At 66.7% G+C, this 23,882-nt stretch carries 19 protein-coding genes; 9 read left to right on the top strand and 10 right to left on the bottom strand.

The genetic code is table 11. The annotated features are described in order from the left end of the window. Positions 1-80 precede the first annotated feature (80 nt). The 6 genes from ACFWO8_RS27620 to hisG all read left to right on the top strand — a co-directional run bounded on the left by ACFWO8_RS27620 (position 81) and on the right by hisG (position 5,699). Positions 81-752, top strand: coding sequence for an HAD family hydrolase (locus tag ACFWO8_RS27620; protein WP_378965876.1), 672 nt, complete (start codon positions 81-83; stop codon positions 750-752). 179 nt (positions 753-931) lie between these two features. Further along, positions 932-1,795: an arpA protein gene (locus ACFWO8_RS27615; protein WP_378965871.1), complete on the top strand. Its 864-nt coding sequence runs from the start codon at positions 932-934 to the stop codon at positions 1,793-1,795. A 12-nt stretch (positions 1,796-1,807) separates the two neighbouring features. Further along, on the top strand, positions 1,808-2,623 hold the full coding sequence (locus ACFWO8_RS27610) for a class I SAM-dependent methyltransferase (protein ID WP_378965867.1): 816 nt from the start codon (positions 1,808-1,810) through the stop codon (positions 2,621-2,623). A 9-nt stretch (positions 2,624-2,632) separates the two neighbouring features. Next, positions 2,633-4,453 (top strand): choline/carnitine O-acyltransferase, encoded by a 1,821-nt coding sequence (locus ACFWO8_RS27605; RefSeq protein ID WP_378965865.1) that lies wholly within the window; start codon positions 2,633-2,635, stop codon positions 4,451-4,453. A 55-nt stretch (positions 4,454-4,508) separates the two neighbouring features. Next, positions 4,509-4,790 carry a phosphoribosyl-ATP diphosphatase gene (locus ACFWO8_RS27600; RefSeq protein WP_174562637.1) on the top strand — a complete coding sequence of 94 codons (282 nt, stop codon included), beginning with the start codon at positions 4,509-4,511 and terminating at the stop codon, positions 4,788-4,790. Positions 4,791-4,847: 57 nt separating this feature from the next. Further along, complete coding sequence (gene hisG / locus ACFWO8_RS27595) at positions 4,848-5,699, top strand: ATP phosphoribosyltransferase (protein ID WP_378919606.1); 852 nt, start codon at positions 4,848-4,850, stop codon at positions 5,697-5,699. Positions 5,700-5,738: 39 nt separating this feature from the next. On the opposite strand, the gene ACFWO8_RS27590 is transcribed toward hisG, so the two are convergent. The 6 genes from ACFWO8_RS27590 to ACFWO8_RS27565 form a co-directional block, all read right to left on the bottom strand. After that, entirely contained in the window at positions 5,739-6,098 is a 360-nt protein-coding gene (locus tag ACFWO8_RS27590) for a hypothetical protein (RefSeq protein ID WP_378965854.1), read from the bottom strand. A gap of 5 nt (positions 6,099-6,103) precedes the next feature. Next, positions 6,104-12,649, bottom strand: a complete 6,546-nt coding sequence (locus ACFWO8_RS27585; RefSeq protein WP_378965848.1) for a putative T7SS-secreted protein — start codon at positions 12,647-12,649, stop codon at positions 6,104-6,106. 3 nt (positions 12,650-12,652) lie between these two features. Continuing rightward, entirely contained in the window at positions 12,653-13,270 is a 618-nt protein-coding gene (locus ACFWO8_RS27580; RefSeq protein ID WP_378965845.1) for a hypothetical protein, read from the bottom strand. A gap of 24 nt (positions 13,271-13,294) precedes the next feature. After that, the gene (locus ACFWO8_RS27575; RefSeq protein WP_378965841.1) at positions 13,295-13,675 is read right to left on the bottom strand and encodes a hypothetical protein; all 381 of its coding nucleotides are present in this window, start codon (positions 13,673-13,675) and stop codon (positions 13,295-13,297) included. 106 nt (positions 13,676-13,781) lie between these two features. Continuing rightward, positions 13,782-13,985, bottom strand: a complete 204-nt coding sequence (locus tag ACFWO8_RS27570; protein WP_378965839.1) for a hypothetical protein — start codon at positions 13,983-13,985, stop codon at positions 13,782-13,784. Between the two features lie 323 nt (positions 13,986-14,308). After that, positions 14,309-15,208, bottom strand: coding sequence for a RecB family exonuclease (locus ACFWO8_RS27565; RefSeq protein ID WP_378965837.1), 900 nt, complete (start codon positions 15,206-15,208; stop codon positions 14,309-14,311). Between the two features lie 142 nt (positions 15,209-15,350). On the opposite strand from ACFWO8_RS27565, the gene ACFWO8_RS27560 reads away from it, so the two are divergent. After that, positions 15,351-16,511: a hypothetical protein gene (locus ACFWO8_RS27560; RefSeq protein ID WP_378965832.1), complete on the top strand. Its 1,161-nt coding sequence runs from the start codon at positions 15,351-15,353 to the stop codon at positions 16,509-16,511. A gap of 67 nt (positions 16,512-16,578) precedes the next feature. Further along, positions 16,579-17,412 carry a tRNA (adenine-N1)-methyltransferase gene (locus ACFWO8_RS27555; protein WP_378965830.1) on the top strand — a complete coding sequence of 278 codons (834 nt, stop codon included), beginning with the start codon at positions 16,579-16,581 and terminating at the stop codon, positions 17,410-17,412. Here ACFWO8_RS27555 and ACFWO8_RS27550 read toward each other — a convergent pair whose 3' ends face one another. Together ACFWO8_RS27550 and ACFWO8_RS27545 are read right to left on the bottom strand one after the other, a co-directional pair. After that, positions 17,413-18,693, bottom strand: a complete 1,281-nt coding sequence (locus ACFWO8_RS27550; protein WP_378965827.1) for an acyltransferase — start codon at positions 18,691-18,693, stop codon at positions 17,413-17,415. A gap of 300 nt (positions 18,694-18,993) precedes the next feature. Next, on the bottom strand, positions 18,994-19,524 hold the full coding sequence (locus ACFWO8_RS27545; protein ID WP_378965824.1) for a hypothetical protein: 531 nt from the start codon (positions 19,522-19,524) through the stop codon (positions 18,994-18,996). 186 nt (positions 19,525-19,710) lie between these two features. Here ACFWO8_RS27545 and arc point away from each other — a divergent pair, with 186 nt between their 5' ends. Further along, positions 19,711-21,471: a proteasome ATPase gene (gene arc / locus ACFWO8_RS27540; protein WP_378965821.1), complete on the top strand. Its 1,761-nt coding sequence runs from the start codon at positions 19,711-19,713 to the stop codon at positions 21,469-21,471. A 298-nt stretch (positions 21,472-21,769) separates the two neighbouring features. Here arc and ACFWO8_RS27535 read toward each other — a convergent pair whose 3' ends face one another. Together ACFWO8_RS27535 and ACFWO8_RS27530 are read right to left on the bottom strand one after the other, a co-directional pair. Then, the gene (locus tag ACFWO8_RS27535; protein WP_378965813.1) at positions 21,770-22,450 is read right to left on the bottom strand and encodes a peptidylprolyl isomerase; all 681 of its coding nucleotides are present in this window, start codon (positions 22,448-22,450) and stop codon (positions 21,770-21,772) included. Between the two features lie 187 nt (positions 22,451-22,637). Next, the gene (locus ACFWO8_RS27530) at positions 22,638-23,759 is read right to left on the bottom strand and encodes a methyltransferase (protein WP_378965811.1); all 1,122 of its coding nucleotides are present in this window, start codon (positions 23,757-23,759) and stop codon (positions 22,638-22,640) included. Positions 23,760-23,882 lie beyond the last annotated feature (123 nt).

Genomic DNA, 23,882 nt, shown 5'->3' with positions numbered 1-23,882 from the left:
GCTGACCCGTTACCCTGAACGGGGTCCGGCGACTGCCGGTCACCTCCGGCGATGTGTGACGAGAACGAGGCGAGTAACAGGTGAGCGCGCGACCGGCCGCGGTGCTGTGGGACATGGACGGCACGCTGCTCGATTCGGAGAAGCTGTGGGACATAGCGGTTCGCGAACTCGCCCGCGAGCACGGCCGCGAGCTGACCGACGAGGTCCGCCACGCACTGATCGGCGCCTCCGGCCCGAACGCGCTGCGCATGCTCTTCGACGGCATCGGGGTCGACCCGACACCGGCGATGACCGCCGAGGCGGGGGAGTTCCTCGAGCGCCGGGTCACCGAGTTGATGCTCGGCCCGATCCCGTGGCGTCCGGGCGCCAAGGACGCACTGGCGATGGTGCGCGAGGCGGGTCTGCAGTGCGCGCTGGTGACCAATACCAAACGCTCGCTCACCGAATACGGCCTCGACACCCTCGGCCGCGACTTCTTCGACGCGTCGGTCTGCGGCGACGAGGTGGCGCACGGCAAGCCCGATCCGGCCATCTACCGCCGCGCCGCCGAACTGCTCGGGGTCGACCCGGGCGACTGTGTCGCGATCGAGGATTCGCCGACCGGCTCGCTCGCCGCACAGGGCGCGGGCTGCGGTCTGATTGTGATTCCGTGCGAGATCGCGGTTCCCGAGGCGCCGGGGCGGGTATTCCGAGAGTCGCTGATCGGTTTGTCGGTAGCGGATCTGCGTGCCGCTCTCGACGCCCGCGTCTGAAATTGTGCGGGCTCACCGAGATAAGGCGAAATAGCCTATCGTGATAAGGCTGAAACCTGGGTGGAATTCGCGAAAACTGTTGCCGCACAGTTGATTTCGCACGGTTGTGATCTTCCCGGGATACGCCCGATTTGTCGAAACCGCGAGCGCGCGTCCGAATTTTCCCGCAAACTGGGTACATGACGGGCACGCGGGGGCTTGACGAAATCGTCGACATCGCACGGTATCCACTCACCGATCTCGGTGGTTCGGGCAGGCAGGCGGCCATCGAAGCCGCCCGCGCCGAGCTGGCCGAGGACGGCTGTACGGTCCTGCGTGAGTTCATCCGGCCGCAGCTGCTCGACACGCTGCGCGCCGAGGGGGAGGCGATCGCACCCCACGCCCACTACAAAGTGGAGCGGGTCAATGCCTACAACATTCCCCTCGACGCCGACCTGCCCGCCGACCATCCGGCGCGGATCGTGCTCGACCGCGGCAACGCCTTCGTGGCCCGCGACCGCATCCCCGCCGAGGCGCTGATCCAGCGTCTCTACACCGATCCGGTGTTCCAGCGGTTCGTCGCCGATTGCTTCGAACTCGACGATCTGCACGAATTCGCCGACCCCCTCGCGGGTTTGTGCCTGAACGTGGTCGAGCCGGGGATGTCGCATCCGTGGCATTTCGACACCAACGAATTCACCGTGAGCATGCTCACCCGCAAGCCCGAAGCCGGCGGCGTGTTCGAGTACTGCCCCAATATCCGCGACCCGCACGCTGAGCACCTCGACGATGTGCGTGACGTGCTCACCGGCGAGGGCACCCGGCTCATCCGCGCGCTGGCACTGCGCCCCGGCGACCTGCAGCTGTTCAAGGGCCGCTTCTCGCTGCATCGCGTCACCGAGGTGGCCGGTGCGGGACAACGACATTCGGCGATTTTCGCCTACACGGACCGACCAGGGGTGATCGGCACGGTCGAACGCACCAGGCAGTTGTTCGGCCGTGTCCTGCCCGACCATGTGGCCGCCGCGGCCGACGCCGTCCGAGGTGACCGACTGCTCGACTGAGAGGAACCGCCCATGTCCGTTCCGTTGCACACCACCGGCAAAGCATCCTTCGACGACATCTACGAAAGTCCCGATCCACGTGCGTATTTCGCGCGCATGAACGAGCTGGACTACCGGATCCCGGAACTGGCAAAGCCGCACTTCGCCGAACAGCTGCGCCAGCTGCGGGCCGCCCGGCCGGACCGGATCCCGACGGTTCTCGACCTGGGGTGCTCCTACGGGGTGAACGCGGCTCTGCTGCGCAGCGACACCACCGTCGACGAATTGGCCGGGCACTACCGCGATCACGCCGACACCGACAAGATCGGGCTGCTCGCGGCGGACCGGGAGCGGTTGCGCGCCGATCTGATGCCCGACGTACGCTTCATCGGGATGGACGCCGCACGCCCGGCGCTGACCTACGCCCACGCCGCCGGACTCCTGCACGACTACGTGCACGCCGACCTCGAGGCCACCGAGCCCACCGAGGCGCAGCGGCGTGTGCTCGCCTCCGCCGATCTGGTGATCTCCACCGGGTGCGTCGGCTACATCACCGAGAAAACCCTGTCCAGGGTCGCCCAAGCCGATCCGCGCAAGCGACCGTGGATGGCGCATTTCGTGTTGCGGATGTTCGATTTCGGTCCCATCGCCGAGGAACTGGCCGCGCTCGGCTATCGCAGCGAGCAGCGTCCCGGTATGTTCCAGCAGCGGAGGTTCGCCTCGGCGCAGGAACGCGAACAGGTACTGGATGCGTTGGCGGCCAAGGGAATCGACACCACCGACCACGAAGCCGAAGGCTGGCTCTACGCCAACCTGTTCCTGTCCCGCCCGCATCCCATCGAGACCTGAGGACTTGGATTGAACCAACCCACGTTCGCCGCCGAAGACACGCTGCCCCGGGTACCGCTGCCGACACTGGACGACAGTTGCGCGCGGTTCCTGCAGTGGTGTCAGCCCCTGCTCGGCGCCGAGGAATACGCCACCACCGAGGGCGCGGTAGCCGAGCTGCTGCGCCCCGGTGGGGCGGGGCGCGCGCTGCACGCCGCGCTGGCCGAATACGACGCCACCCCCGGCGTCGGCAGCTGGCTCGACGAATTCTGGCCGTCACGGTATCTGGGCCGTCGAGACCGGATCGCGTTGAACGCCAACTTCGTGTTCCTGTTCCGTGACGACACCCCCCTGGCAGCGTCGACCGTCGCCGGGCAGACCGAGCGGGCAGCCGCGATCATCGGGGCGGCAGTCGATTACAAGCTGGCGCTGGACGCGGAGAAGATTCCGCCGGTGACCCAGCGCGGGCAGCCGCTGTCGATGTGGCAGAACGAGTACCTGTTCTCCGAGACCCGGATCCCGGGCGAGATCCAGGACAGTGTCCGCAAGCCCTACAGCCCCCAATGGCCAGGCCCCTCGGACGCGCGTCATATCGCGGTCTTCTATCGCGGCAACATCTTCCGGATGGATGTCATCGGCGGCGACGGCGCGCCGTACGCGTTCGAGGATGTGGTCGACGGGCTGCGCGCGGTGATCAAGGGCGGCACCAAGCCCGCCGCGACCGACACCTCGGTCGGGCATCTCACCACCAAAGCCCGTGCGGCCTGGGCGCGCAGCCGGGAAGTGCTGCGCACCGAGCCCGCCAACGTCGAGGCGTTCGACGCGGTGGAGACGGCGCTGTTCTCGGTGTGCCTGGAGGACTTCGCACCCCGCGACGAACTGCACGCCTGCGACCAGCTGCTCCACGGCGACAGCGGCAACCGCTACTTCGACAAGTCGGTGTCGTTCATCGTCTTCGCCGACGGTCAGGCCGGCATCAATATCGAGCACTGCGGGCTCGACGGCACCACCGTGCTGTCCTTCGTCGACACACTGCTCGAACGGAGTACCCAGGACCACGCGGCCACCAGCGGGGCGCAGTCGCAGGGACTGCCCTCGGTGGAGCCGATCGAGTTCGTCCTCGACTCGGCCGCCCGCGCCGACATCGCCGCGGCGGGTGCCGACTTCGCCCGCTTCGCCGCCGATACGGCCACCACGCTGGTGTCCTTCGACGACTTCGGGACCGGCGAGGCCAAGAAGCTGGGCATCTCACCCGATGCTTTCGCACAGCTCAGCTACCAGCTCGCCCACCGGCGCAGCAAGGGGCTCACCGGCGCGACCTACGAATCCATCGCCACCCGGCAGTTCCGCAACGGCCGCACCGAGGCCATGCGGGTGGTGACCCCGGAGATGGTGTCGTTCGTCGACGCGATGGTGTCCGACGACGCCGACACCGCGACGAAGCTGGCCGCGGCGCGCACCGCCGCGTCCGCCCACGTGGCGCGCGCCAAGGACTGCCAAGCCGGGCAGGCGCCCGAGCAGCACCTGTGGGAACTGGAGTGGATCCAGCGCCGCCGCGGCGAACAGCTCGGCGTCGCCGATGAGCGGATCGCGCTGTTCGACAGCCCCGGCTGGACGATCATGCGCGACGACTACCTGTCGACCAGTTCGGCCCCGTCGAAGTACATCCGCTACTTCGGTTTCGGCTCGACCAGCCCGCGCTGCATCGGCATCGCCTACGTGCTGCTGCCGGACCGGTGGAACATCTACCTGGCCACCCCGAAGTCGGTGTCCGACCAGATGTACGCCTTCGCCGATCACCTGCGCACGGCCGTAGCCGACCTGCGCGAACTGCTGTCCGAACCGGCGTGATCGTTTCCCGGCGCGCCGCACCTCGCGGTGCGCCGGGAAAACCGCTGGGTCGGGTATGAAACAATCTCTACTCGTGAAGAACTTCGAATCCCTGTTCGCCGAGCTGACCGAGCGTGCCCAGACCCGTCCTGAGGGGTCTGGCACCGTGGCCGCGCTGGACGCAGGCGTTCATTTCCAGGGCAAGAAGGTCCTGGAGGAAGCCGGTGAGATCTGGCTGGCCGCTGAGCACGAGAGCGATGAGGCGCTCGCCGAGGAGATCTCCCAGCTGCTGTACTGGGTCCAGGTGATGATGCTGGGTCGTGGGCTGAAGCTCGAGGACGTGTACCGACATCTGTGACGGCGGATCCGTCCCGATCGACACGTTCTCCACTTCCCCCGAAAGGACCCCTATCCCATGTTGCGCGTCGCCGTTCCCAACAAGGGCTCGCTGTCTGAATCCGCCACCTCGATCCTGAGCGAGGCCGGATATCGCAAGCGGACCGACTCCCGCGATCTGACCGTTCTCGATCCCGCCAATCAGGTCGAGTTCTTCTTCCTTCGTCCCAAAGACATCGCCATCTACGTCGGCTCCGGTGAGCTCGACCTCGGCATCACCGGCCGCGACCTGGCCCTGGACTCCGGCTCCCCGGTCAGCGAACGGCTGTCGCTCGGTTTCGGCCGCTCCAGCTTCCGCTACGCGGCCCCGGCAGGCGAGGACTGGAAGGTCGAGGACCTCGCGGGCAAGCGCATCGCCACCTCCTACCCGAACCTGGTCCGCGCCGACCTCGCCCGCTTCGGCATCGAGGCCGAGGTGATCCGCCTCGACGGCGCGGTCGAGATCTCGATCCAGCTCGGTGTCGCCGATGCCATCGCCGACGTGGTCGGCTCCGGCCGCACCCTGCGTCAGCACAACCTGATCGCGTTCGGCGAGTCCCTGTGCGACTCCGAAGGCGTCCTCATCGAACGTACCGGTTCCGACCGCGACGACCGTGCCCGCAACCAGCTCATCAACCGCATCCAGGGCGTCGTCTTCGCCCAGCAATACCTGATGCTCGACTACGACTGCCCCAAGTCCCTGTTCGACCAGGCCGTCGCGATCACCCCCGGCCTCGAGTCGCCGACCGTTTCGCCCCTCACCGACCCCGACTGGGTCGCCGTTCGGGCGCTCGTCCCGCGTAAGCAGGGCAACGAACTGATGGACCGTCTCGCCGACCTCGGCGCCAAGGCCATCCTCGCCACCGACATCCGCTCCTGCCGAGCTTTCTGAGTCCAGGCGGGCTGCCGGGGCCCGCGCCGGATCCGATGATCAGCCGTTGCGCTGACCATCGGATTCTTGGACAACCTCGCGAATGAGTGTCGCGAGTCCACGCAACCAGTCGGCCGCCAAGTCGTCGGAGGTTTCGTCTTCGAGGACCCAGTTGCCGTTGGCGGCAACCATCCACGAGAGAGTTCCTGGCGGTTGAGGGGTGGACAGTAGCGTTTCGATTGCTTCGGCATCGCGAAGCACCGTCCGCCGATTGAGCCGTGCTGTTCGGGCAATGTCCATCCGGAGATCGTCGAGGCCGTCGATGTCTGCAACGTGGCAAATCAAGAATTCGCGCACCTGGTCGATCGCGGGAGGACGCGGTTGGTTCATTCGCGCACGTAGTGCTTCCGGGATATCCACGCCCATCAGGATAGTACTCCCGCCGGGTATGCGGTGATGACCATGAACGATGGTGGACTGCCCGGGATCAGCTCGAATACTACTGCGGCATTGCGAGCATGGTGGAGGTGCGCCGACCGTGGCCCGGGTGAGTACATGCCTTCGTTGTAGAACCCCAATCCGGTAGGGCGGCCCGCGTCGAAAACAGCTCTGTGGCGGCCGTCTAATGCGAGGTCGCTACGAATGGCATCCCAGTTAGCCCGAAGATAGTCGTTTACGGTGCTGTTCATCGTTTCTCGGTCGAGCCAGCGATATGACCAGTTTTGTTGGTTACCCCACGGCGGGTCGCCAAAGATTCGGCCCTCGATAGTGCGGTCTCCTTGCGGGGCGTCACCCCGGTTCAACGGCACGTCTGGACCGTGGCGCTCCAGAGAGTGCGCGCCATCGGCGACATGGTTGGCGTCGTTAGCGGCCATGTCGATCCGTGGAGGCGTATCGCCGAGGCCGTCGTAGATCTCTATTTGCTCGCGCAGCAAGACTTCATCGGCGGACTCAGGGGTATTCGGGGCGTTGTCCCCGTCACTGGATCCTGCCTGCCCAGTGCCCTGGGTTGTGTTGGGATCGGGGACCGTTTCCGGCGTGATGGTGGGTTGGCCCGTATTGACGGTGGGGTGTGTGGGAACGGGGTCGGTGGGAGCGACGTGGTTGGGGTCGGGGGTTTTGTCACCGTCGGAATCGGGTGCTGGGTCTTTGCACTCGTCCGGAATCAGTCCGAGGGGGTCGCTCCATGACTGGGGGTTGCGGGGGTAGATGTTGGGGTTGGGGGCGGGGGATAGGCCGAGGGGGTCTCGGGTGAGGTAGCGGGCGGTGTGGGGGTCGTAGACGCGGTGGAGGTTGTAGTGGAGCCCGGATTCGGGGTCGTGGAATTGGCCGGGGAAGCGTAGGGGAGTGCTGGTGCGGCCGTGCCAGGTGGTCTGGCCCCAGAGATCTGTGGTCGCGGTGGCGGTGGTTTCGCCGGTGGTGGGGTCGACCAGTTCTGTCGGTGTGCCGACTAGGTCGGTGATGATCGCGCAGAACTCGCGTGAAGGCCGGTCGATTGTTTGGGTGAGCGGGGTGTGGGTGCCGGGACGGTGTTCCCAGCGGGTTGTCACCGTCGCGGTCGTGCTTTCGATCAGGTGGGTGTCGTCCCAGGTGTAGTCGGTGCGTTCGAGGACGGTGCCGTCTGCGGCGAGGTGCTGTTTGGTGGTGCGGCGACCGAGGGCGTCGTAGGTGTACTGCCACCACTGCTGGTCGGGGGTGTAGACGTCGGTGAGCCGGTCGAAGCTGTTGTATCGGTAGTGCCAGGTGTGTTCGCCGGTGGTCTTGCGGATGAGCCGGCCCGCGAGGTCGTAGCCGTAGTGGCTGTGGCCGTCGTGGACGAGCAAGTTGTCGCGATAGTCGCGGTGCGCGGCCGAGGTTTCCGAGGCGCTGTCGGTGACATTGCCGAGCGGGTCGTAGCGGTAGTGCTCGGTGACGTGGTTGTTGTGCCGGACGTCGGTGACACGGCCCATGGAGTCGAGCGTGTAATCGCGCCGCAGCGCCGCGGCGCCGGGGCGGCTTGTCGTCTGGGCGGTGAGATATTCATCTGCGCGGTAAACGAATTCGTCGCGGCGCACGCGCCGTGGCGCCGGACGCGCGGGTTGGTCGAGGTCGAGGGAAACGAGCCGGGTGGGGAAGGCGGTCACTTCCTGACCGACGAGATGTCCGTGCGCGGTGACGTGTCGATCGACCGCGATCTCCCCGGTGCGCCAGCGAGTGAGGTGGCCGGCGAGGTTGTACTCGAAGGTGATGGCGCCGACTCCGCTGCCGATGCGGTCGACACGGCCGACCAGGTCGTGATGCCACTGGGTTTCGGCGCCGGTCGGGCTGGTGCGGCCGATCCGGCGCCCGTGCCGGTCGTAGGTGAACTGCATCGGCGGCCGGGTATCGACCTGCTCCGAGGCGAGCAATCCGGTGGTGCTGTAGGTGTATTCGAGTACGTGCTGCTGCGCAGCGCCGGTTCCGGTGTGTGCGGTGAGGATTCGGCCCGCCGGATCATAGGTGTGGCGGATCCAATCGCCGTCATCGGTCACGATCTCGGTGCGCCTGCCCAGGATGTCGTACCTGTGATGACGGGTGACCCCGGTTGCCGGGGTGACGGTGGCGACTCGCCCCGCCGAGTCCCAGGTATAGGCGGTAGTGGCTGCGCTGTAATCGGTTTCGGCGATCAGCCGCCCGGCCTTGTCGTACTCGTAGATCCAGCTCTGGCCGAGCGGATTGTGGACGGTCGTGAGTCTGCGCTCGGAATCCCACGCGTAGCGGGTGACCGACCCGTCGGCATCGCGGCGCGACCGCAGCAGATCGAAAGCGCCGTAGGAATACTCGGTGACCCCACCCGCACGATCGGTCCGCGAGATGATGTTGCCCTCACCGTCGTAAGCCCACGATTCGGTGCGGCCGTCGGGATCCGTTCTGCGGAGCAGACTTCCGGCCGGCGACCATTCGTACTGCGTGAGCGCGCCTGCGGGATCGACCGATCGCACCGGGCGCCCCGCGGAGTCGCGTTCGATGCGCGTCGTCGCGCCGAGCGGATCGACAATGGCGATCGGCAATCCGGCGGCATCGGTGTGCACGGTTGTCAGTACGCCGTCGACCAGCACACTCGCCAGTGCCCCGGACGGGTGGTAGGTGAACTCGATGCGGTTTTCGCGCGGGTCGATCGCGGCCGTCAGGTCGCCGTTCTCGGACCATTCGCGGCGGTGTACCGAACCGTCTGCCGTGGTGATCGTGGTCGGCCGGTTCCGCCAGGCGTACTCGTACTCGATCGGGACACCGTCGGGCCGAATGATCTCCTCCGGATCACCCGCGCCGTTGTAGCGGTAGGTGGTGGTAGTCGCCGGGTCGGGGCCGGTGACGGTCAACGGCTTGCGTTCGGCGTTGTAGTCGGTGTGGTAACGGCCACCATCGGGGGTGACGAGGTCGCGCAACCGCAGATCGCGATCGAAACCGTGGGTCGTGACAGCGCCGACGGAGTCGGTGACGGCGGTCAGTCTGCCCGCGCCGCCCGGAAACTCCACGTATTCGAAGTCGCAGTTCAAGATTCCCGCACTGCCGCGCTGGTGGATCACGCGACCTGACTCCGCGTAGGTGTTCACCATCCGGCTGCCGTTCGAGTCGGTCCAGGACGTCATGCGGTGGTCGCCGTCGTAGGTATAGTGCGTCATCGCCGTGACGGCATTGGTCACCGTCGTCAATTGACCTGCGGTATAGCCGAATTCGCGCAGTGGAACCGTCATCTCGCCGAGGCTCGGATCATCGGTGATCAAGGCGAGACCGGTGATACGGCCGTGCGCGGAATCGATGCGGACCCGGTAACCGCCGGAGTGCGAGACCTCGACCGGAACACCGTCGGCGTCGTAGTGGAACCGGATGCGGTTGTGGTGCCGGTCGGTGATCGCCGATATCGCGTAATTTCCGAGGATGGTTTCGAGACCGTCCAGATGTGGTTCGGGTGCGAAATGCCAGATCAGTTCCCGCCGTTGATCCCACACTCGGTAGCCGCCGGAGTCGGTGCGGGTCAACGACCAGGCTTGGCCGTCGGTCAGCGGCCGGACCGGCTCGCCTGCCTCGGCGTGCGGGTAGGCCAGCATGATGCCGTCCTCGCCGATGAAAGTGACACCCGCGTCCGAGACGGCAACCCGGGCATCCAGAGTTCCCGACCACGAACGGCCGAACCAGCGACCGAAGCGGTAATTCGAATGATGCGAGCGTCGCAGCACCAGTGGCAGGACCCCGGCCAGCTCCACATCGGTTTCGGGGAGCAGGAATTCCCCGGTACTGATGTCGACCGGATCGGTGGAACAGGTCTTCTGGTCGGGCGTCCGATCGTGTTCGGCGCCGGACTTGCGTGCCTCATCGTGCGCGTCGCGGTCGCCGTCGGCGCGGTCCTGTGCTGTCGGGGTATCGCGATCATTGTCGGTGTCTCGGTCGCGCTCGGTGGGGGAGTCGTGATCGTTGTCGGTGTCGCGGTGTGGTGTTCGGTCGGTGGGCGCGTCCGAATCCCGGTCCGGTGTGCGATCGGTAGGCGCGCTCGGATCACGGTCGGGCGTGCGATCTTTCGGCGCCGGTTCATGCTCTGGGGTGCGTCCGTCAGTGCGATCGCGGGGTGTGTCCGGGTCGTGATCCGGTCCTCGGTCGTTGGCCTCGGGGTGTGCACGGGATGGGGCTTCGGCCTCTGCGCGTGTCGGCGGGTGCCCTGGCGTCGACCTGGTGGGGGAATCCGGGTGGGGTCCGGCGGTCAGTGGCGAATTCCCGTTCCCGCGCACGGTCGGGTCGAGTGCCGCGCCTGCGCGCGGAGACTCCGGGGTCTTCTGGGGTCCGGCACCTGGATCGTGGTGTGGCCGTTGTGGTGTCGATTCGGCGCGGGGTGATTGCGGCGTGTGGGACGGCCCGGCCGGGGTGGCGCCGGGATTGCGCGCTGGTTGTGCGTCGGGGTTCGGTCGATGTGCGGGACCGTTGTCGGGGCTGATGCTGTGACCTGGTTGCCAGCCTGCGACAGGTGTCGTGGGGCTCGATGTCTGTGACGTCGGATCCGCGTGCCCAGTCGGTCGGGTGTCGATGCCAGCCGGGGCGTCGTTCGTGTGACCGGCGGGGTTCGGCCGGGCTTCTGACGCCGAGCCGTCCTCCCGGGATGTTCGGTCGGGATCGCTGTGCTGAGTCGGTGCGGTGTCCTGATCCGTGTGCGATGTCGTGTCGTAATCCGCCTGTGAGCCGGGCGAGTCCGCGTGCGGTGTCGATGGTGAATCCGGATTCGTCTGGTGAGTCGACGCCGGCTCGGTGCGTTGGGTTGGTGTGTGGTCGGTCTGTTGGGTTGGTGTCGGGTCGGTGCGGTGAGTCGGGGTGCGATCAGTTTGCTGATCGAGGGTCGGATCGGTGCGTTGGGTCGGTGTGTGGTCGGTCTGTTGGGTTGGTGTTTGATCTGCGCGTTGGGAGGGCGTCGAGTCTGGGTTCGACGTGCTCGCCGCTTCCGGGCGCGGTTCCGGTCGACTCGTTTGTGGGTCGGCATCAGGGCCGCGGTCCGGCGTCTGAGTGGGTTCGGGCTGTCGGGTGGGTTCGGGATCGGGTGTGCTGCTAGGGGTTTCGGTAGTAGGTGACGGCTGGTCGTGATCGGTCCGCGCCGGCGGATCGGAGTGCCGCGGCTCGGCGTGTTCCGGTGTCGGCGAGTAACCGTCGCCGGTGTCCTCGGTTCGCTGGGTCGGTGCTTCTCGTTGCGGTGCTCCCTCGACCGGGCGCCCTTCCGGTGCCGGCCCTCGATCGGAATCCGGCAGGCCGGCGCCTTGACGTTGGCTGGTCTGCCCAGCCGGGTCGGTCTCCCTGGTCGGGGCGCCTTCGCCGGTCGGGTTCGGGCGGTGCGGGCTCGGACCGGAACCGCCGTCGGGAAGCCGCCTGCCCGCATTGGTGGCCTTCTTAAAGGCACTGATGGCGAATTTCGCGCTACCCCCACCACCGGTGGCGGCGGTGAGCAGCGCATCGCCAGTGAGCGCACCGACGAACTCGAACGGGTTTGCCCTGGCATCCTTCAGGATCGCGTCGACGGTCGCGCCGGGATCCGCCACGGCGACAACGAGTCCGGTGCCGAGATTGGACAACCCTTTGACGTAGTCGGCCGGGTGGGTGATGTTGTAGATGTCGGTCGGATTCACCTGGCGCACGAACTGCACGAGCCCCGTCAGGCTGGTCAGCAATCCGGCGTAGAAATTCAGCGCACCGTGCTCGAGTACTCCACCGAGATCGGAGATATTGGCTATCCACCGTTCGCTGAAAGGGGGTTCCTTCGGCGCCTTCTCGGTGGCCGCGGCCAAGGCGCCGTCGGCGATCGATGCGCCGTTGTCACGCTGAATTCGAGCGCCCCGCAGAATCTCTCGCGCTTCGTTGCGTAGCGACGTCCAGGTGTCGACCAGGGGATTCTGTTGCTGCTGCTCGCCCGTCAGCGAGTTCCACCAGTTCTTCTGCCGGACTTCCTCGGCGTGGGCGGCCTTCCACTTTTCGATGGCAGTGCCCGCCTTGTCCTGCGCGGCTTTGACCTCGTTCTGCCACGCTTCCAGGGCGCCGGCCGCCGCCGTCATGGCATCGCCGCCGTCGAACCAGAGTTTCGGCTGTTTGTCGTAGACCTCGTTGAACGCGTCCGCGCCCTTGCCGGTCCAATCGGCAGCGTCGATCTTCTGCAGTGCCTGACCGGTCGACTCGATCGCCGCGGCCATCTTCTTCAATGTCTCCGCGGTGGAGCCGATTTCGGATGGCTCGCCCAGGATCAGTTCTTTGGGGTCCTCGGTCTGGCCGAGTTCTTCCTCTTCGACATCGCCGCCTGTCGCGGAGGCGATATTGTCGCCCAGATCGTCGAGTGCGTTGTCGACACTGTCCAGCCCGACATACCCGGCCGCGTCGCCGACCACGTCGAGGCCGTCATCGATGACCTCCCCGGCGCCCTCGACGAAATCCTCGACACCGTCCTCGATCGCGCTTCCGACTTTGTCGATGAAATCGCCGAGTCCCACAGGCTATTGCCCTCCCTGCTGCTCTTTCATGAGGTCGCCTGCCTGCTGGGCGGCACCGGTGTTCCAGCCTGGCGATTCACCGCTGACGAGGCCGCTCACCGGGCTCACATTCGCCAGCGCCTGCGGACCGACCGTCTCGACCACCTTCAGATTGTTCTGAATGGTCTGGTTGGCATCCTGAAACGATTTCATGCTGTAGTCCGCGTTACGGATGTGGTTGAAGGAGTTGTCGGAGAAGGTATCGCCCCAGGAACGCTTGGTGATTTCCTCGTCGGAAAGATGTGGGTTGCCCGCCAAGTGCGTCCACATCTTCTTGAGTGTGCCCTCGGCCTTGGCATCCATTTCGTCGTACCGGCCCGCGGCCAAACCGAGAGTCCGGGCGATCGAGTTGCCCCCTTGGACCAGCGCCCGCACACCCCAGGACCACCGTTCGGTGAACTCCTCGAAGGTCTTCTGAACCGTGTGCTTGCCTGCTTCGAGAGTCGAGAGCGTGAGCAGCGCGAAACCTCGGCCCATATTGCCCGTCTCGCCGATCCCCAATTCCGACAGCTGACCGATGGTGTCCTCGATACCTTTCGCGGCCTGCTGCAGCACCGCGGGATCGATCTCGAGCTTCGTCATCGCACACCCCTCCCCATTCGTCGATTACCCGGAGACATCCGGCGGAAACGCCATGGGTGCCGAACCCACGATGTCGATCGCGATTCCGGCGGGTTCGGTGCGGGACTCGACGTATTCCTGCAGTCGCCAGCCGAACAGCCAGTGGTGGCGGTACTCCCGGTCCGCGTCGAAGCCGCCGTCCTGCAGATGACCGCGAGTCGCCATGAAACGGGCGTACTCCTCGATGCTGGTGAAGGTGCACAACCAGTCGACGCCGCCCACCTGCGAGAAGAAGACGTGATCGTCTGCCGTCAGCGGAACGAGGACCGCGGCCTGTCGGAACGCGGCAAGCAAGGCGGCGGGCTGCCCGAACCCCGCGTAGAACGCGGCAATCTCAGCGTGTAGGCGGTCGCGGCCGTCGGACATCAATGCAACCTCCCCCGCTGTGCCGCAATCGCTTTCATCCTCGACCGGCATCATACGGGCACGCTACTGCCCTCGGAAAGCCAAGGAACTCGGGGCGGTTGTGTGTTTACTTCGCGGAGAGACTTTCGAGCGCCTCGCGCACGAAACACAGGGGGCATATCGGGTCGAACGGCGGTGTCGGCGTGCCGCCGATGATGTGCTGGGCGACGGTCGGCGCTATCGGTGAGCTCGCCGAGGCGACGGCTGGAAAGGTTCCCATCGCCAGCGCGATACCGGCGGCTGCGACGGTCCTGGACAGGCCGCGATTCATGGATTCTCCTCGCTGTGCGGGATTCGCTGGTGGTCCTCGACCCGCACTCTACGGGGGGAAAGGTGCTCCCAGGAGACCCGGAACCTCGGGGCTTGTGCCGTCACCGTGCGCGCAGGGTCGACGCCGCCGCTGGGCACTCCGCCGCGAGTAGGCTGGACGGCAGATTTGTCCGGGCAATCCATGATCGGGGCGAACATGTCGAACAAGGACGAGCACGAGGAAAAGATCGAGAAGGAGCAGGTCGAGCGCGAAGAGGAGCGCCGCCGGCTGGAAGCCGAAGAGGAACGCCGCCTGCGGTAGTTTCCGCGCGGCGCCGATCGCGGTCACACGTCTTCGGGAAGGCGTTCTGTCACAAGGTCGGCCGCAATCGCGGCCTGGACGGGCCAACCAGGGTACGGCGGTGGCGTGCTGCCGTACTCGGGGCACAAGGATGTGAAGTCGCAGAACTTGCACATCGAGTTGCGAGTAGGCGGGAAGTCTCCGGTCTTGCCCGCGTCGATGATGGCCTGCCAGAGCGCGGTGAGAATGCGCTGGAAGCGATCGAGTTCCTCGCGCTCGGGTGTGTAGGTGAGGATGTTCTTGTCGGCCAGATAGATCAGGCGCAGTTGGGCCGGGACGATATCGCGGGTGCGCAGGATCATCAGCGCGTAGAACTTGAGCTGGAACAAGGCGCGCGCTTCGTGCATCGGTCCGGGCGAGCGACCGGTTTTGTAGTCGACCACGCGCAGCAAGCCGTTGGGCGCCACATCGATCCGGTCGACGAAACCGCGCAGCGGAATATCGCCTTCGAGGTCGACTTCGACCCGTTCTTCGAGCGCGTGTGGCTCGAATCGCCGCGGATCCTCTAGCTCGTAATAGCTCGCGACCAGCTGGCGCACTTCGTCGAACAGTGCCTGCGGCCCACCTTCGGCGACGAGCTCGTCCACCCCGTCGCGCTCCGCGCGCACCCGCTCCCACGCCTCGGGAATCAACTCCGCCGCCCGCTCCGGCTGACGCTGAGCAGCGGGCAACCCGAACAGATCCTCGAGCACCGCGTGCACCACGGTCCCGCGCACGGCGGCTCGCGACGGCGGTTCCGGCACCCGATCGATCGCCCGCAACCGGTACTTCAACGGGCACTGCTTGAAATCGCTTGCCCGCGAAGGCGACAACGCCGGACGCGACCGATGCACCGGCGCGGCGGCGGTGTCATCGGTCAGGGGCACGGACAAGGGCACTGACATATTTCGCAGGTTAACGGCAGCCACTGACAGGATTGCCCGATTCGGGCCCACGCGCGCAGGCCGCGGGATCGGCGCACGCGTCGGATACCGAGGACCGACTCGGGATTCGGTGGTTGTGGGCGGGGTCTGCCAGGATCGCGGCATGCAACTGATGTTCCGGGTGGGGGCGGTCTTGGCCGCGGTGATCATGGTGAGTGCGTGCGAGGATCCGGGAAAGGTGGTCCGGGTACCGGGCGCCACGGCTGTCTCGACCACATCGGCGCCGACGACCTCGGCCACCGCGCAGACCGACGAGCAGCGGTTGCAGCTGGGCACCCTCGCCGAGGGCAACCGGATGGCCGAAGTGCTGGCGCTGTCCACCGACATCGATCCCGCTTTCGTGCGCCACGGACAGGCGGGCGTGCTCACCGAACCGATGCTCACCATCATGACCGGCCACAACACGGCGATCAGCTCGGCCGCCGCGGCGAACGGCCTGCTCACCGGATTCGTCAGTCAGCGTTCCAACGGTGGTGACACGAGCGCCGACACCGACTGGCTCACTCACGGCATCATGCGCTTCCCGGACACCGCTTCGGCGAAAGCGGCGGCCACCGCCCTCGCCACCGCGGCGACGACACAGAGCGGGATGTTGCAGACCGGTGACTGGGCTGCCGCCGAGCTGCCCGGCGCATCGGACACCCGGTTCCTCACCATGGAGAATCGCGATCGGCTCGAGGGCATGGCGTTCACCGCGCACCGGGAGTTCGTGGTGTTCACCAGCGCTCGCCTCGGCGGACTGCCCGAGATCGAACGGACCGTGCGCGCAGCGCTGGAACGGCAACGCCCCCTGCTGGATTCGTTCGTGGCGACGCCCGTCGCCGAGCTCGCGAAGCTGCCGTACGACCCGGACGGGATCAACGCGCTCGCGGTCGGCAACGGCAATGTGAGCAGCGGTGCCTACGGGCCGCGTGGCGCGCTGATCTTCACCGACGATCAGCAGGCAGCGCTCACGTTGTATCGCGAGGTGGGGCTGGTCGGGATCGGCATGGACGACAGTGCTGTCTATCGCACCGCCGACGCGGCCGCCGCGGCGAAACTGTCCGCCGCGACCGTCGCGGAGACCCTCGCCACCGAAGGCTGGAAGGGCGCGCCCGCCCCGGACGGCGTTCCCGGCGCCGCCTGCTGGACCGACGCCGATGCTCTGCAGTGGGCCTGCCTGGTATCCAGCGGCCGCCACGTCGCGCAGATCTGGGCGAGGTCACAGGGCGAAGCACACTCGCTGACCGGCGAACAGCACCGTGCGTTGGCAGCGGCGAAATAGCTGACCCGTCGATCGCGCGGATCGCCGCGCCTGGCAGGCTGATGGATCCACTCGAAGAAGGAGATTCATGACGGCCAGACGAACCGGTCCATTCGCTATCGGGGACCGCGTGCAGCTGACCGACGGTAAGGGACGCCTGTTCACGGTGGTGCTGGAAGAGGGTAAGGAATTCCATACCCATCGCGGCGGCATCAAGCACGACGACCTCATCGGCAAGGACGAGGGCACCGTGGCGAAGTCGGTCAACGGCACCCCGTACCTGGCCCTTCGTCCGTTGCTCACCGACTACGTGTTGTCGATGCCACGCGGTGCGGCCGTCATCTATCCCAAGGACGCCGCCCAGATCGTGCACGAGGGTGACGTTTTCCCGGGTGCGCGGGTGCTGGAAGCCGGCGCCGGTTCGGGCGCGCTGACCTGTTCGCTGTTGCGCGCGGTCGGGCCCGAGGGCGAGGTGATCTCCTACGAGATCCGCGACGACCATGCCGAACACGCCGTCCGCAATGTGGAGACCTTCTTCGGTGAGCGCCCGCCGAACTGGTCGATCACCATCGCCGACGTGGCGAAGTACGAGGGCGCGCAGGTCGACCGTGTCGTGCTCGACATGCTCGCGCCGTGGGATGCGTTGCCCGCGGTGTCGAAGGCCCTGGTTCCCGGCGGTGTGCTGGTGGTCTATGTCGCCACCGTCACTCAGCTGTCCAAGGTTGTCGAGGCGCTGCGTGAGCAGGAATGCTGGACCGAACCGCGTTCGTGGGAGTCGATGGTGCGTGGTTGGCACGTCGTCGGTCTGGCCGTGCGCCCGGAGCATCGCATGCAGGGCCACACCGCGTTCCTGGTGAGCGCGCGGCGCCTGGCCGAGGGCACCGTCACGCCCAAGCCGCAGCGGCGTCCGTCCAAGGGCTGATTACCCACGGGTGAGCAGGCGGGCGGCGAGCAGTGCGGCCGCCGCGCCTGCGAACCAGGTCCAACCGTCGACGGTGAGGCCCCATCGGGTAGCCGCCAGGATCGCGAGCCCGGCCGCGATCACGGCGAGCACGGTGGCGGCCGACCGGACACCGCGCACCGCGGCAACCGGTCCGTCCCACCAGGGCAGCGCAGTGTTCTCCAGGCCGCGTAGGGCGAGGAACAAGGCGCCGGTGAGCGCGCCGGTCGCGGCGAGCTGCACCGCTGTGAGCAGCCAGAACCCGGGCTCGGTCGGCGCGGCGCGGTCGACTCCCGCGAGGTGGCTGAGCACGAGCACGGTGAGCAGCGCGGGCATGTGCCACAGGTACAGCGTCATGGCGCCGGTGTTGCCGATGACCGTCAACCACCAGACCCGTGGGCGCGCGGCGAGACGTCGCAGCCAGGGCGCGACGGCGACGGCGGCGCAGCACAGCACCACCGCGTGCCCGGCCAGCAGCAGCGAGGGCGGTGCCAGGTTCGACAGCCGCTGACCCGGCACGGTGACCAGGCTTACCTCGTACGGGCCGACCAGGACCAGCAGCACATCGACGGCCAGGACCACGCAGGCGAGCACTGCCGCGGTCCGCCGGGACAGCAGCCCGCGCAGATAACCGATCCCGAGCACCGCGGGCACCAGCCACACGATGAAATTCAGATAGCCGAGTTCCTTCGGTCCACCGGTGAGCCGCACCGCGTCGACGACCGCCGTGCCGACCACGATCACCGCGACTACGCCGAACATCCGGCGACCACTGGTGACCTGTGCCGCGAGCAACGGCACGAACGCCAGCACCGCCAGATACATCCCGAGAAACCACAGCAGCTGCACGCTCGTCACCGCGAGCGGACGGTGCCATCCCGGCGCGAGCACGAGATCGGCCACCGCCAGCAGCACCGCCGAGGCGCCGACGAAGTATCCGAGCGGTCGCACCAGCCGCTGGGTGCGCCGGAAAAGCCAAGCGCCCCACGATGTCCCGGGCCTGAGGCCGCGCGCACCCGCGGCCACGCCCGCGAAGAAGAACAGCGGGAGTACCTGCAGAATCCAGGTGAGCGGCTGCAGCATCGGCAGTTCGGCGAGCACGTTGCCGAAATGCACCGCGGTGCCCGACACCGTCACGGTCAGCATCAGGCAGTGGCCCGCGACGACCACCACCAGCGACGAGATACGCAGCAGGTCCAGGAACCGATCACGATCGGCTGGGGTGTTCGCGGCGACCACCGCGACGCTGGGCACAACACTCATGGCACCGACGATCGCAGAATTCGCGCCACGAACACAGCGCGGAACTACCCCGGCCCCCTCCGTGGAACTACTCGAGATCGAGGGTGCGAGCTTGCGTATCGAACGGTGAACCGTCGGCAGGCACGGGAATTCGCAGGTGCCTGCGTATTCCTTGGTCGCCGGTGGATCCCTCTCCGATGATGGGCAGCAGCGGCGACTGAGGTCTCACGTCGGCATGAGTGATCTTGGTGCCTACGCGCCTCGCAGAGCGATCACACGGCCCCGGTGGTACTCGCGGACCATCTCGGTGATGCCGAACGATCAGGCGGGCGTGCAGGGGGCCTGTGCGAAGCCGAGCAGCAGGCAGCCGCTGGCGTCGGAGAGCTTCCACGTGCCGCCGTCGCGCTGCCAGGTGACCGGGAACGCGGGTGCCGTGCCGTGCGGTGAGGTGATCGTCACATCGGCGGTGGCGGTGTCGCCGCTGGTCACGACGTTGTCGACGGCGAAAGTCAGGGTGTAGCCGGCCAGCATGCCGTTCATCTGATCGATGTTGGCCTTGTGCGAATCGCCGTTGACGATCAGTTTCGCCTTGTCGTCGGTCGACAGTGCCGGATCGGCGAACTCGAGCAGCGTCGCCTTCAGGGAATCGGCGGTGGGGGCGGCGGCGTTGTCATCCGAAGGTGCCGGAGTTGCCGAAAGGCTGGACGGAGCGACCGCGATACTGGTACTGCTCGTGGTGGCATTCGTCGAGGAATCGTCGGAGTCGCCGCAACCGGTCAGTCCGACGGTGAGGGCGAGCGCCGCCGCGGCGGTGGCGACGGTGACACGGATCGTGCGGGGAGGAAGGAGCATGTTCAGCAACCTTTCGACTCGTGGGCGAGTGCCCCGTACGGGGTGTTAGGGGAGCCTAACAGGTGCAAATGTGTGGTTGATGTCGTACCGACCGTACAAGATGTGATCACGACGAAACCATGTCGGAAAGCGAGAACGGACCGCGCCCGGTAGCGTTGAAAGACCGGGACTGGGAGGAGCAGCATCATGAGCCCCAACGAGAATTCGGATTCGGCGGCCTGGCGAGAGCTCGAGGCGGTACGCGCCGAGTCGGCTGCTCTTCGCAGGCAACTCGCCGATTCGCCGGATCGCGCACGCGAATTGGAAGCCAGGATCGATTCGCTGACCATCCGCAACGGCAAGTTGATGGACACGCTCAAAGAAGCGCGCCAACAGCTGATCGCGCTGCGTGAGGAAGTCGATCGGCTCGGCCAGCCGCCGAGCGGCTACGGCATCGTCATCCACACGTACGAGGATCAGACGGTCGACGTCTTCACCTCCGGTCGCAAGATGCGCCTCACCTGCTCGCCCAATATCGACGCTGACGCACTGGAATACGGCCTGACCGTGCGCCTCAACGAGGCACTCACCGTCGTAGAGGCCGGGAATTTCGACGTCGTCGGCGAAATCGGCACGCTGCGTGAGATTCTCGACGACGGCAGGCGCGCCCTGGTGGTCGGCCACGCCGACGAAGAGCGAGTGGTGTGGCTGTCGGGTCCGCTGTCCAAGATCGCCGAAAACGACGACATGGCAGACCCCGATCAGCCGATTCGCAAACTGCGGCCCGGTGATTCGCTGCTGGTCGACACCAAGGCGGGCTTCGCGTTCGAGCGGGTTCCCAAGGCCGAGGTCGAAGACCTTGTGCTGGAAGAGGTTCCCGATGTCGACTACACCGATATCGGTGGGCTCGGCCGTCAGATCGAGCAGATCCGCGACGCGGTGGAACTGCCGTTCCTGCACAAGGATCTGTTCCGCGAGTACGCGCTTCGCCCGCCCAAGGGTGTGCTGCTCTACGGTCCGCCCGGGTGCGGGAAGACCCTGATCGCCAAGGCGGTGGCCAACTCCCTCGCCAAGAAGATCGCCGAATCGCGTGGTCAGGATGCCAAGGAAGCCAAGTCGTTCTTCCTCAACATCAAGGGCCCCGAGCTGCTCAACAAGTTCGTCGGCGAGACCGAGCGCCACATTCGCATCATCTTCCAGCGGGCGCGGGAGAAGGCCTCCGAGGGCACCCCGGTGATCGTGTTCTTCGACGAGATGGACTCGATCTTCCGTACCCGTGGCTCCGGTGTCTCCTCCGATGTGGAGACCACCGTTGTGCCGCAGCTGCTTTCGGAGATCGACGGTGTGGAGGGGCTCGAGAACGTCATCGTGATCGGTGCGTCCAACCGCGAGGACATGATCGACCCCGCGATCCTGCGGCCCGGTCGTCTCGATGTGAAGATCAAGATCGAGCGCCCCGACGCGGAGTCGGCGCAGGACATCTTCTCGAAGTACCTCACCGAGACGCTGCCGCTGCACGAGAGCGATCTGCGCGAGTTCGACGGCGACAAGCAGGCGTGCGTCGAGGCGATGATCGAGAAGGTCGTCGAGCGGATGTACGCCGAGAGCGACGACAACCGGTTCCTGGAGGTCACCTACGCCAACGGTGACAAGGAAGTCCTGTACTTCAAGGACTTCAACTCCGGCGCGATGATCCAGAACATCGTCGACCGCGCGAAGAAGTACGCGATCAAGTCGGTGCTCGACACGGGTAACCCGGGTCTGCGGATCCAGCACCTGTTCGATTCGATCGTCGACGAGTTCGCCGAGAACGAGGACCTGCCCAACACCACCAATCCCGATGACTGGGCACGGATCTCGGGCAAGAAGGGCGAGCGGATCGTCTACATCCGCACGCTCGTCACGGGCAAGAACGCCTCGGCCAGCCGGGCGATCGACACCGAGTCCAACACGGGTCAGTACCTGTAGCACTCACCATCGAAGGCCGCGTTCCTGGGGGAACGCGGCCTTCGTGGTTCTGTTCAGATCTTTTTCACCGAAACGCTGCGCGGACTGAAGTGAATAGGGCACGCTTCACTTGTTCGTTTCACCTGATGAGGACTACCGAGGAGCGTTGTCATGGCCGGTTCCGCCGCTGAATTGCTGACCGAGATCATCCTGCAGACTGTTCAGAATCTGTTCAGTTCGATCAGCGCCGGCTGATCCACCCAGCCGTACGACGAGGGCCGCGTCTCCCGCACCGGGAGATGCGGCCCTCGGCCGTTGATCAGCCCTGTGCGGTGGTCACGGCGTTGAAGACCACGTCGGCCACGGGGGTGCCGTCGGCGCCACCGCCCGCAACGCCCGCGTCGGCGACATTGTTGATCGCGTCAAGGCCCTCGGTGATCGTGCCGAAGGGCGTGTAGTTCGGGGGCAGCTGGGTGTCGCGGTAGACCAGGAAGAACTGGCTGCCGTTGGTGCCGGGGCCCGCGTTGGCCATCGCGACGGTGCCCGCCGGGTAGACCGCGCCCGCGAGATTCTCGTCGCTGAACTTGTAGCCGGGGCCGCCCATGCCGGTGGCGGTGGGGTCGCCGCACTGGAGCACGAAGATGCCCTGGGTGGTGAGCCGGTGGCAGCGGGTGTGGTCGAAGTAGCCCTCGCCGGCGAGGAAGGCGAACGAGTTCACCGTGCGCGGGGCCGCGGCGGCGTCGAGCGCGATCGTGACTGTGCCGCAGGTGGTTTCGAGGGTCGCGGTGTGGCTCGCGGCGGCGTCGATGGTGAGCGCGGGTTCGGTGGGCCACTGCTTGCCGTTGGGCTGACCCGCCGCGGCCGGTGTGCAGCCGGGGATCACGGCCTGATGCTGAGGGACGGTCTGCGCGGCGGGTGCCAGCGCCACGAGGGCGGCCGCGGCGATACCGACGCCGACGAGTGCGCGAATGAACGGTCGGTCCTGCGAAATGCTGGTCACCTTGGCGGGATCTCCTCGAAAACGGGTGCTACCGGACGATGTACCGCGCATCCTGCCAGCCGCACCGGCCCGCGTGGGGACAGACCAGCAGATCCGGTCGGCTCGTCGTGTGATCGACACAGAGGGTGGTCATTCGGCCGGTCGCGCCTCGGGGCTGCGCGGGTGGCGGGGAACCGAGATCGGTCCGCTAGCGCGTCCGCAGTCGCCACAGCGTGGTGGTCTCGGCCGACCGGGCCGCGGCGAGTGGATCGTCGCGGTCGGATGCGCGTGGGTGGCGTGGGCGGGTGGTGAGCTTGTCGAGGACACGCAGACCCGCGTCGTCCAGCAGTCGCGGGATAAGGTCGACGGAGCGAAGCCCGAGGAGTTCGGCCAGGTCGGACAGCACGAGCCAGCCTTCCCCGTGGGGGGTGAGGTGCGCGCGCAGGTCGCGGGCGAACTCGGTGAGCATCGACTGATCCTCGTCGTAGACACCGCGTTCCAGGTCCGAGGTGGGGACACCCGGCAGCCAGGGCGGATTGCACACGACGAGATCGGCGCGGCCCGGCGGGTACAGGGCGGGGCCGGTGACGGTGATCGTCGTCGCGTAGCCGAGGCGTTCGGCGTTGTCCTTCGCGCAGCGCAGGGCCCGCGGATTGATATCGGTGGCGACGACCTCCGGGACCCCGCGCTTGGCGAGCAGTGCGGCCAGCACGCCGGTGCCGGTGCCGAGATCGAAAGCGGTGCGGACCTCGGGATCGAGCGGTGCGTCGGCGACGAGATCCACGTATTCGCTTCGGGTGGGCGAGAATACGCCGTACCCGGGGTAGACGCGGGCGCCGAGCGCCGGTACTTCGACGCCCTGTTGCTGCCAGCGGTAGGCGCTCAGGACGCCGAGCAGTTCGGTGAAGGTGACCACGCGTGATGCGGTTGCTGGACCATAGGCCGCCTCGCAGGCGGCCGCGACATCGGGCGCCCGGCGCAGGTCGAGGTCGAAGTCCGCGTCGAGCTGGATCAGCAGACTGCCGAGAATGCTTGCGCGCGTGCGTCTTCTGACCCGCTCGTGCTCGTAGAGCGCGCTGAGGTCGCCGACAGCCGCCTTTTTCGCCGGCTTGCGATCGGCGCGGCGGCCCAGAGCCTGCAACAGTTGGCGACCGTTGTTGTAGTCGCCCTGCCACAGCAGCGCCTCACCCGCCCTGATGCGGCGGTACGCGTGATCGGCCGAGAGCCGGTCGTCGGCGGTGGTGACGGTGCGCGGCACGGGCGCGCCGTTCTCCGAATGCCAGACGGCGGTCTGCTGAATGTGGTCTTCGGTCCAAGCGATGGTGGACACGCGCTGCTCCCGGTGATCGAAGATGCTGGTGACTCGAGTACGTCGACGCCGATGTCGGTCGGTCGCTACTGCGTCGGAATGCGACCGACTGTGATGCCGAGGGCCCTGTCGAGCGCCACCACT

Source organism: Nocardia sp. NPDC058480 (assembly GCF_042720495.1).
In the GTDB taxonomy this organism is placed as follows: Bacteria; Actinomycetota; Actinomycetes; order Mycobacteriales; family Mycobacteriaceae; genus Nocardia.
This window is presented reverse-complemented; position numbering and strand designations above follow the sequence as displayed.

Bases quoted from the DNA above. Each gene is read 5' to 3' on its own strand.
- ACFWO8_RS27615 (WP_378965871.1), top strand. From the start codon at position 932: ATGACGGGCACGCGGGGGCTTGACGAAATCGTCGACATCGCACGGTAT.
- ACFWO8_RS27610 (WP_378965867.1), top strand. From the start codon at position 1,808: ATGTCCGTTCCGTTGCACACCACCGGCAAAGCATCCTTCGACGACATC.
- ACFWO8_RS27600 (WP_174562637.1), top strand. From the start codon at position 4,509: ATGAAACAATCTCTACTCGTGAAGAACTTCGAATCCCTGTTCGCCGAG.
- hisG (WP_378919606.1), top strand. From the start codon at position 4,848: ATGTTGCGCGTCGCCGTTCCCAACAAGGGCTCGCTGTCTGAATCCGCC.
- ACFWO8_RS27580 (WP_378965845.1), bottom strand. From the start codon at position 13,270: ATGACGAAGCTCGAGATCGATCCCGCGGTGCTGCAGCAGGCCGCGAAA.
- ACFWO8_RS27575 (WP_378965841.1), bottom strand. From the start codon at position 13,675: ATGTCCGACGGCCGCGACCGCCTACACGCTGAGATTGCCGCGTTCTAC.
- ACFWO8_RS27570 (WP_378965839.1), bottom strand. From the start codon at position 13,985: ATGAATCGCGGCCTGTCCAGGACCGTCGCAGCCGCCGGTATCGCGCTG.
- ACFWO8_RS27565 (WP_378965837.1), bottom strand. From the start codon at position 15,208: ATGTCAGTGCCCTTGTCCGTGCCCCTGACCGATGACACCGCCGCCGCG.
- ACFWO8_RS27560 (WP_378965832.1), top strand. From the start codon at position 15,351: ATGCAACTGATGTTCCGGGTGGGGGCGGTCTTGGCCGCGGTGATCATG.
- ACFWO8_RS27555 (WP_378965830.1), top strand. From the start codon at position 16,579: ATGACGGCCAGACGAACCGGTCCATTCGCTATCGGGGACCGCGTGCAG.
- ACFWO8_RS27550 (WP_378965827.1), bottom strand. From the start codon at position 18,693: ATGAGTGTTGTGCCCAGCGTCGCGGTGGTCGCCGCGAACACCCCAGCC.
- ACFWO8_RS27545 (WP_378965824.1), bottom strand. From the start codon at position 19,524: ATGCTCCTTCCTCCCCGCACGATCCGTGTCACCGTCGCCACCGCCGCG.
- arc (WP_378965821.1), top strand. From the start codon at position 19,711: ATGAGCCCCAACGAGAATTCGGATTCGGCGGCCTGGCGAGAGCTCGAG.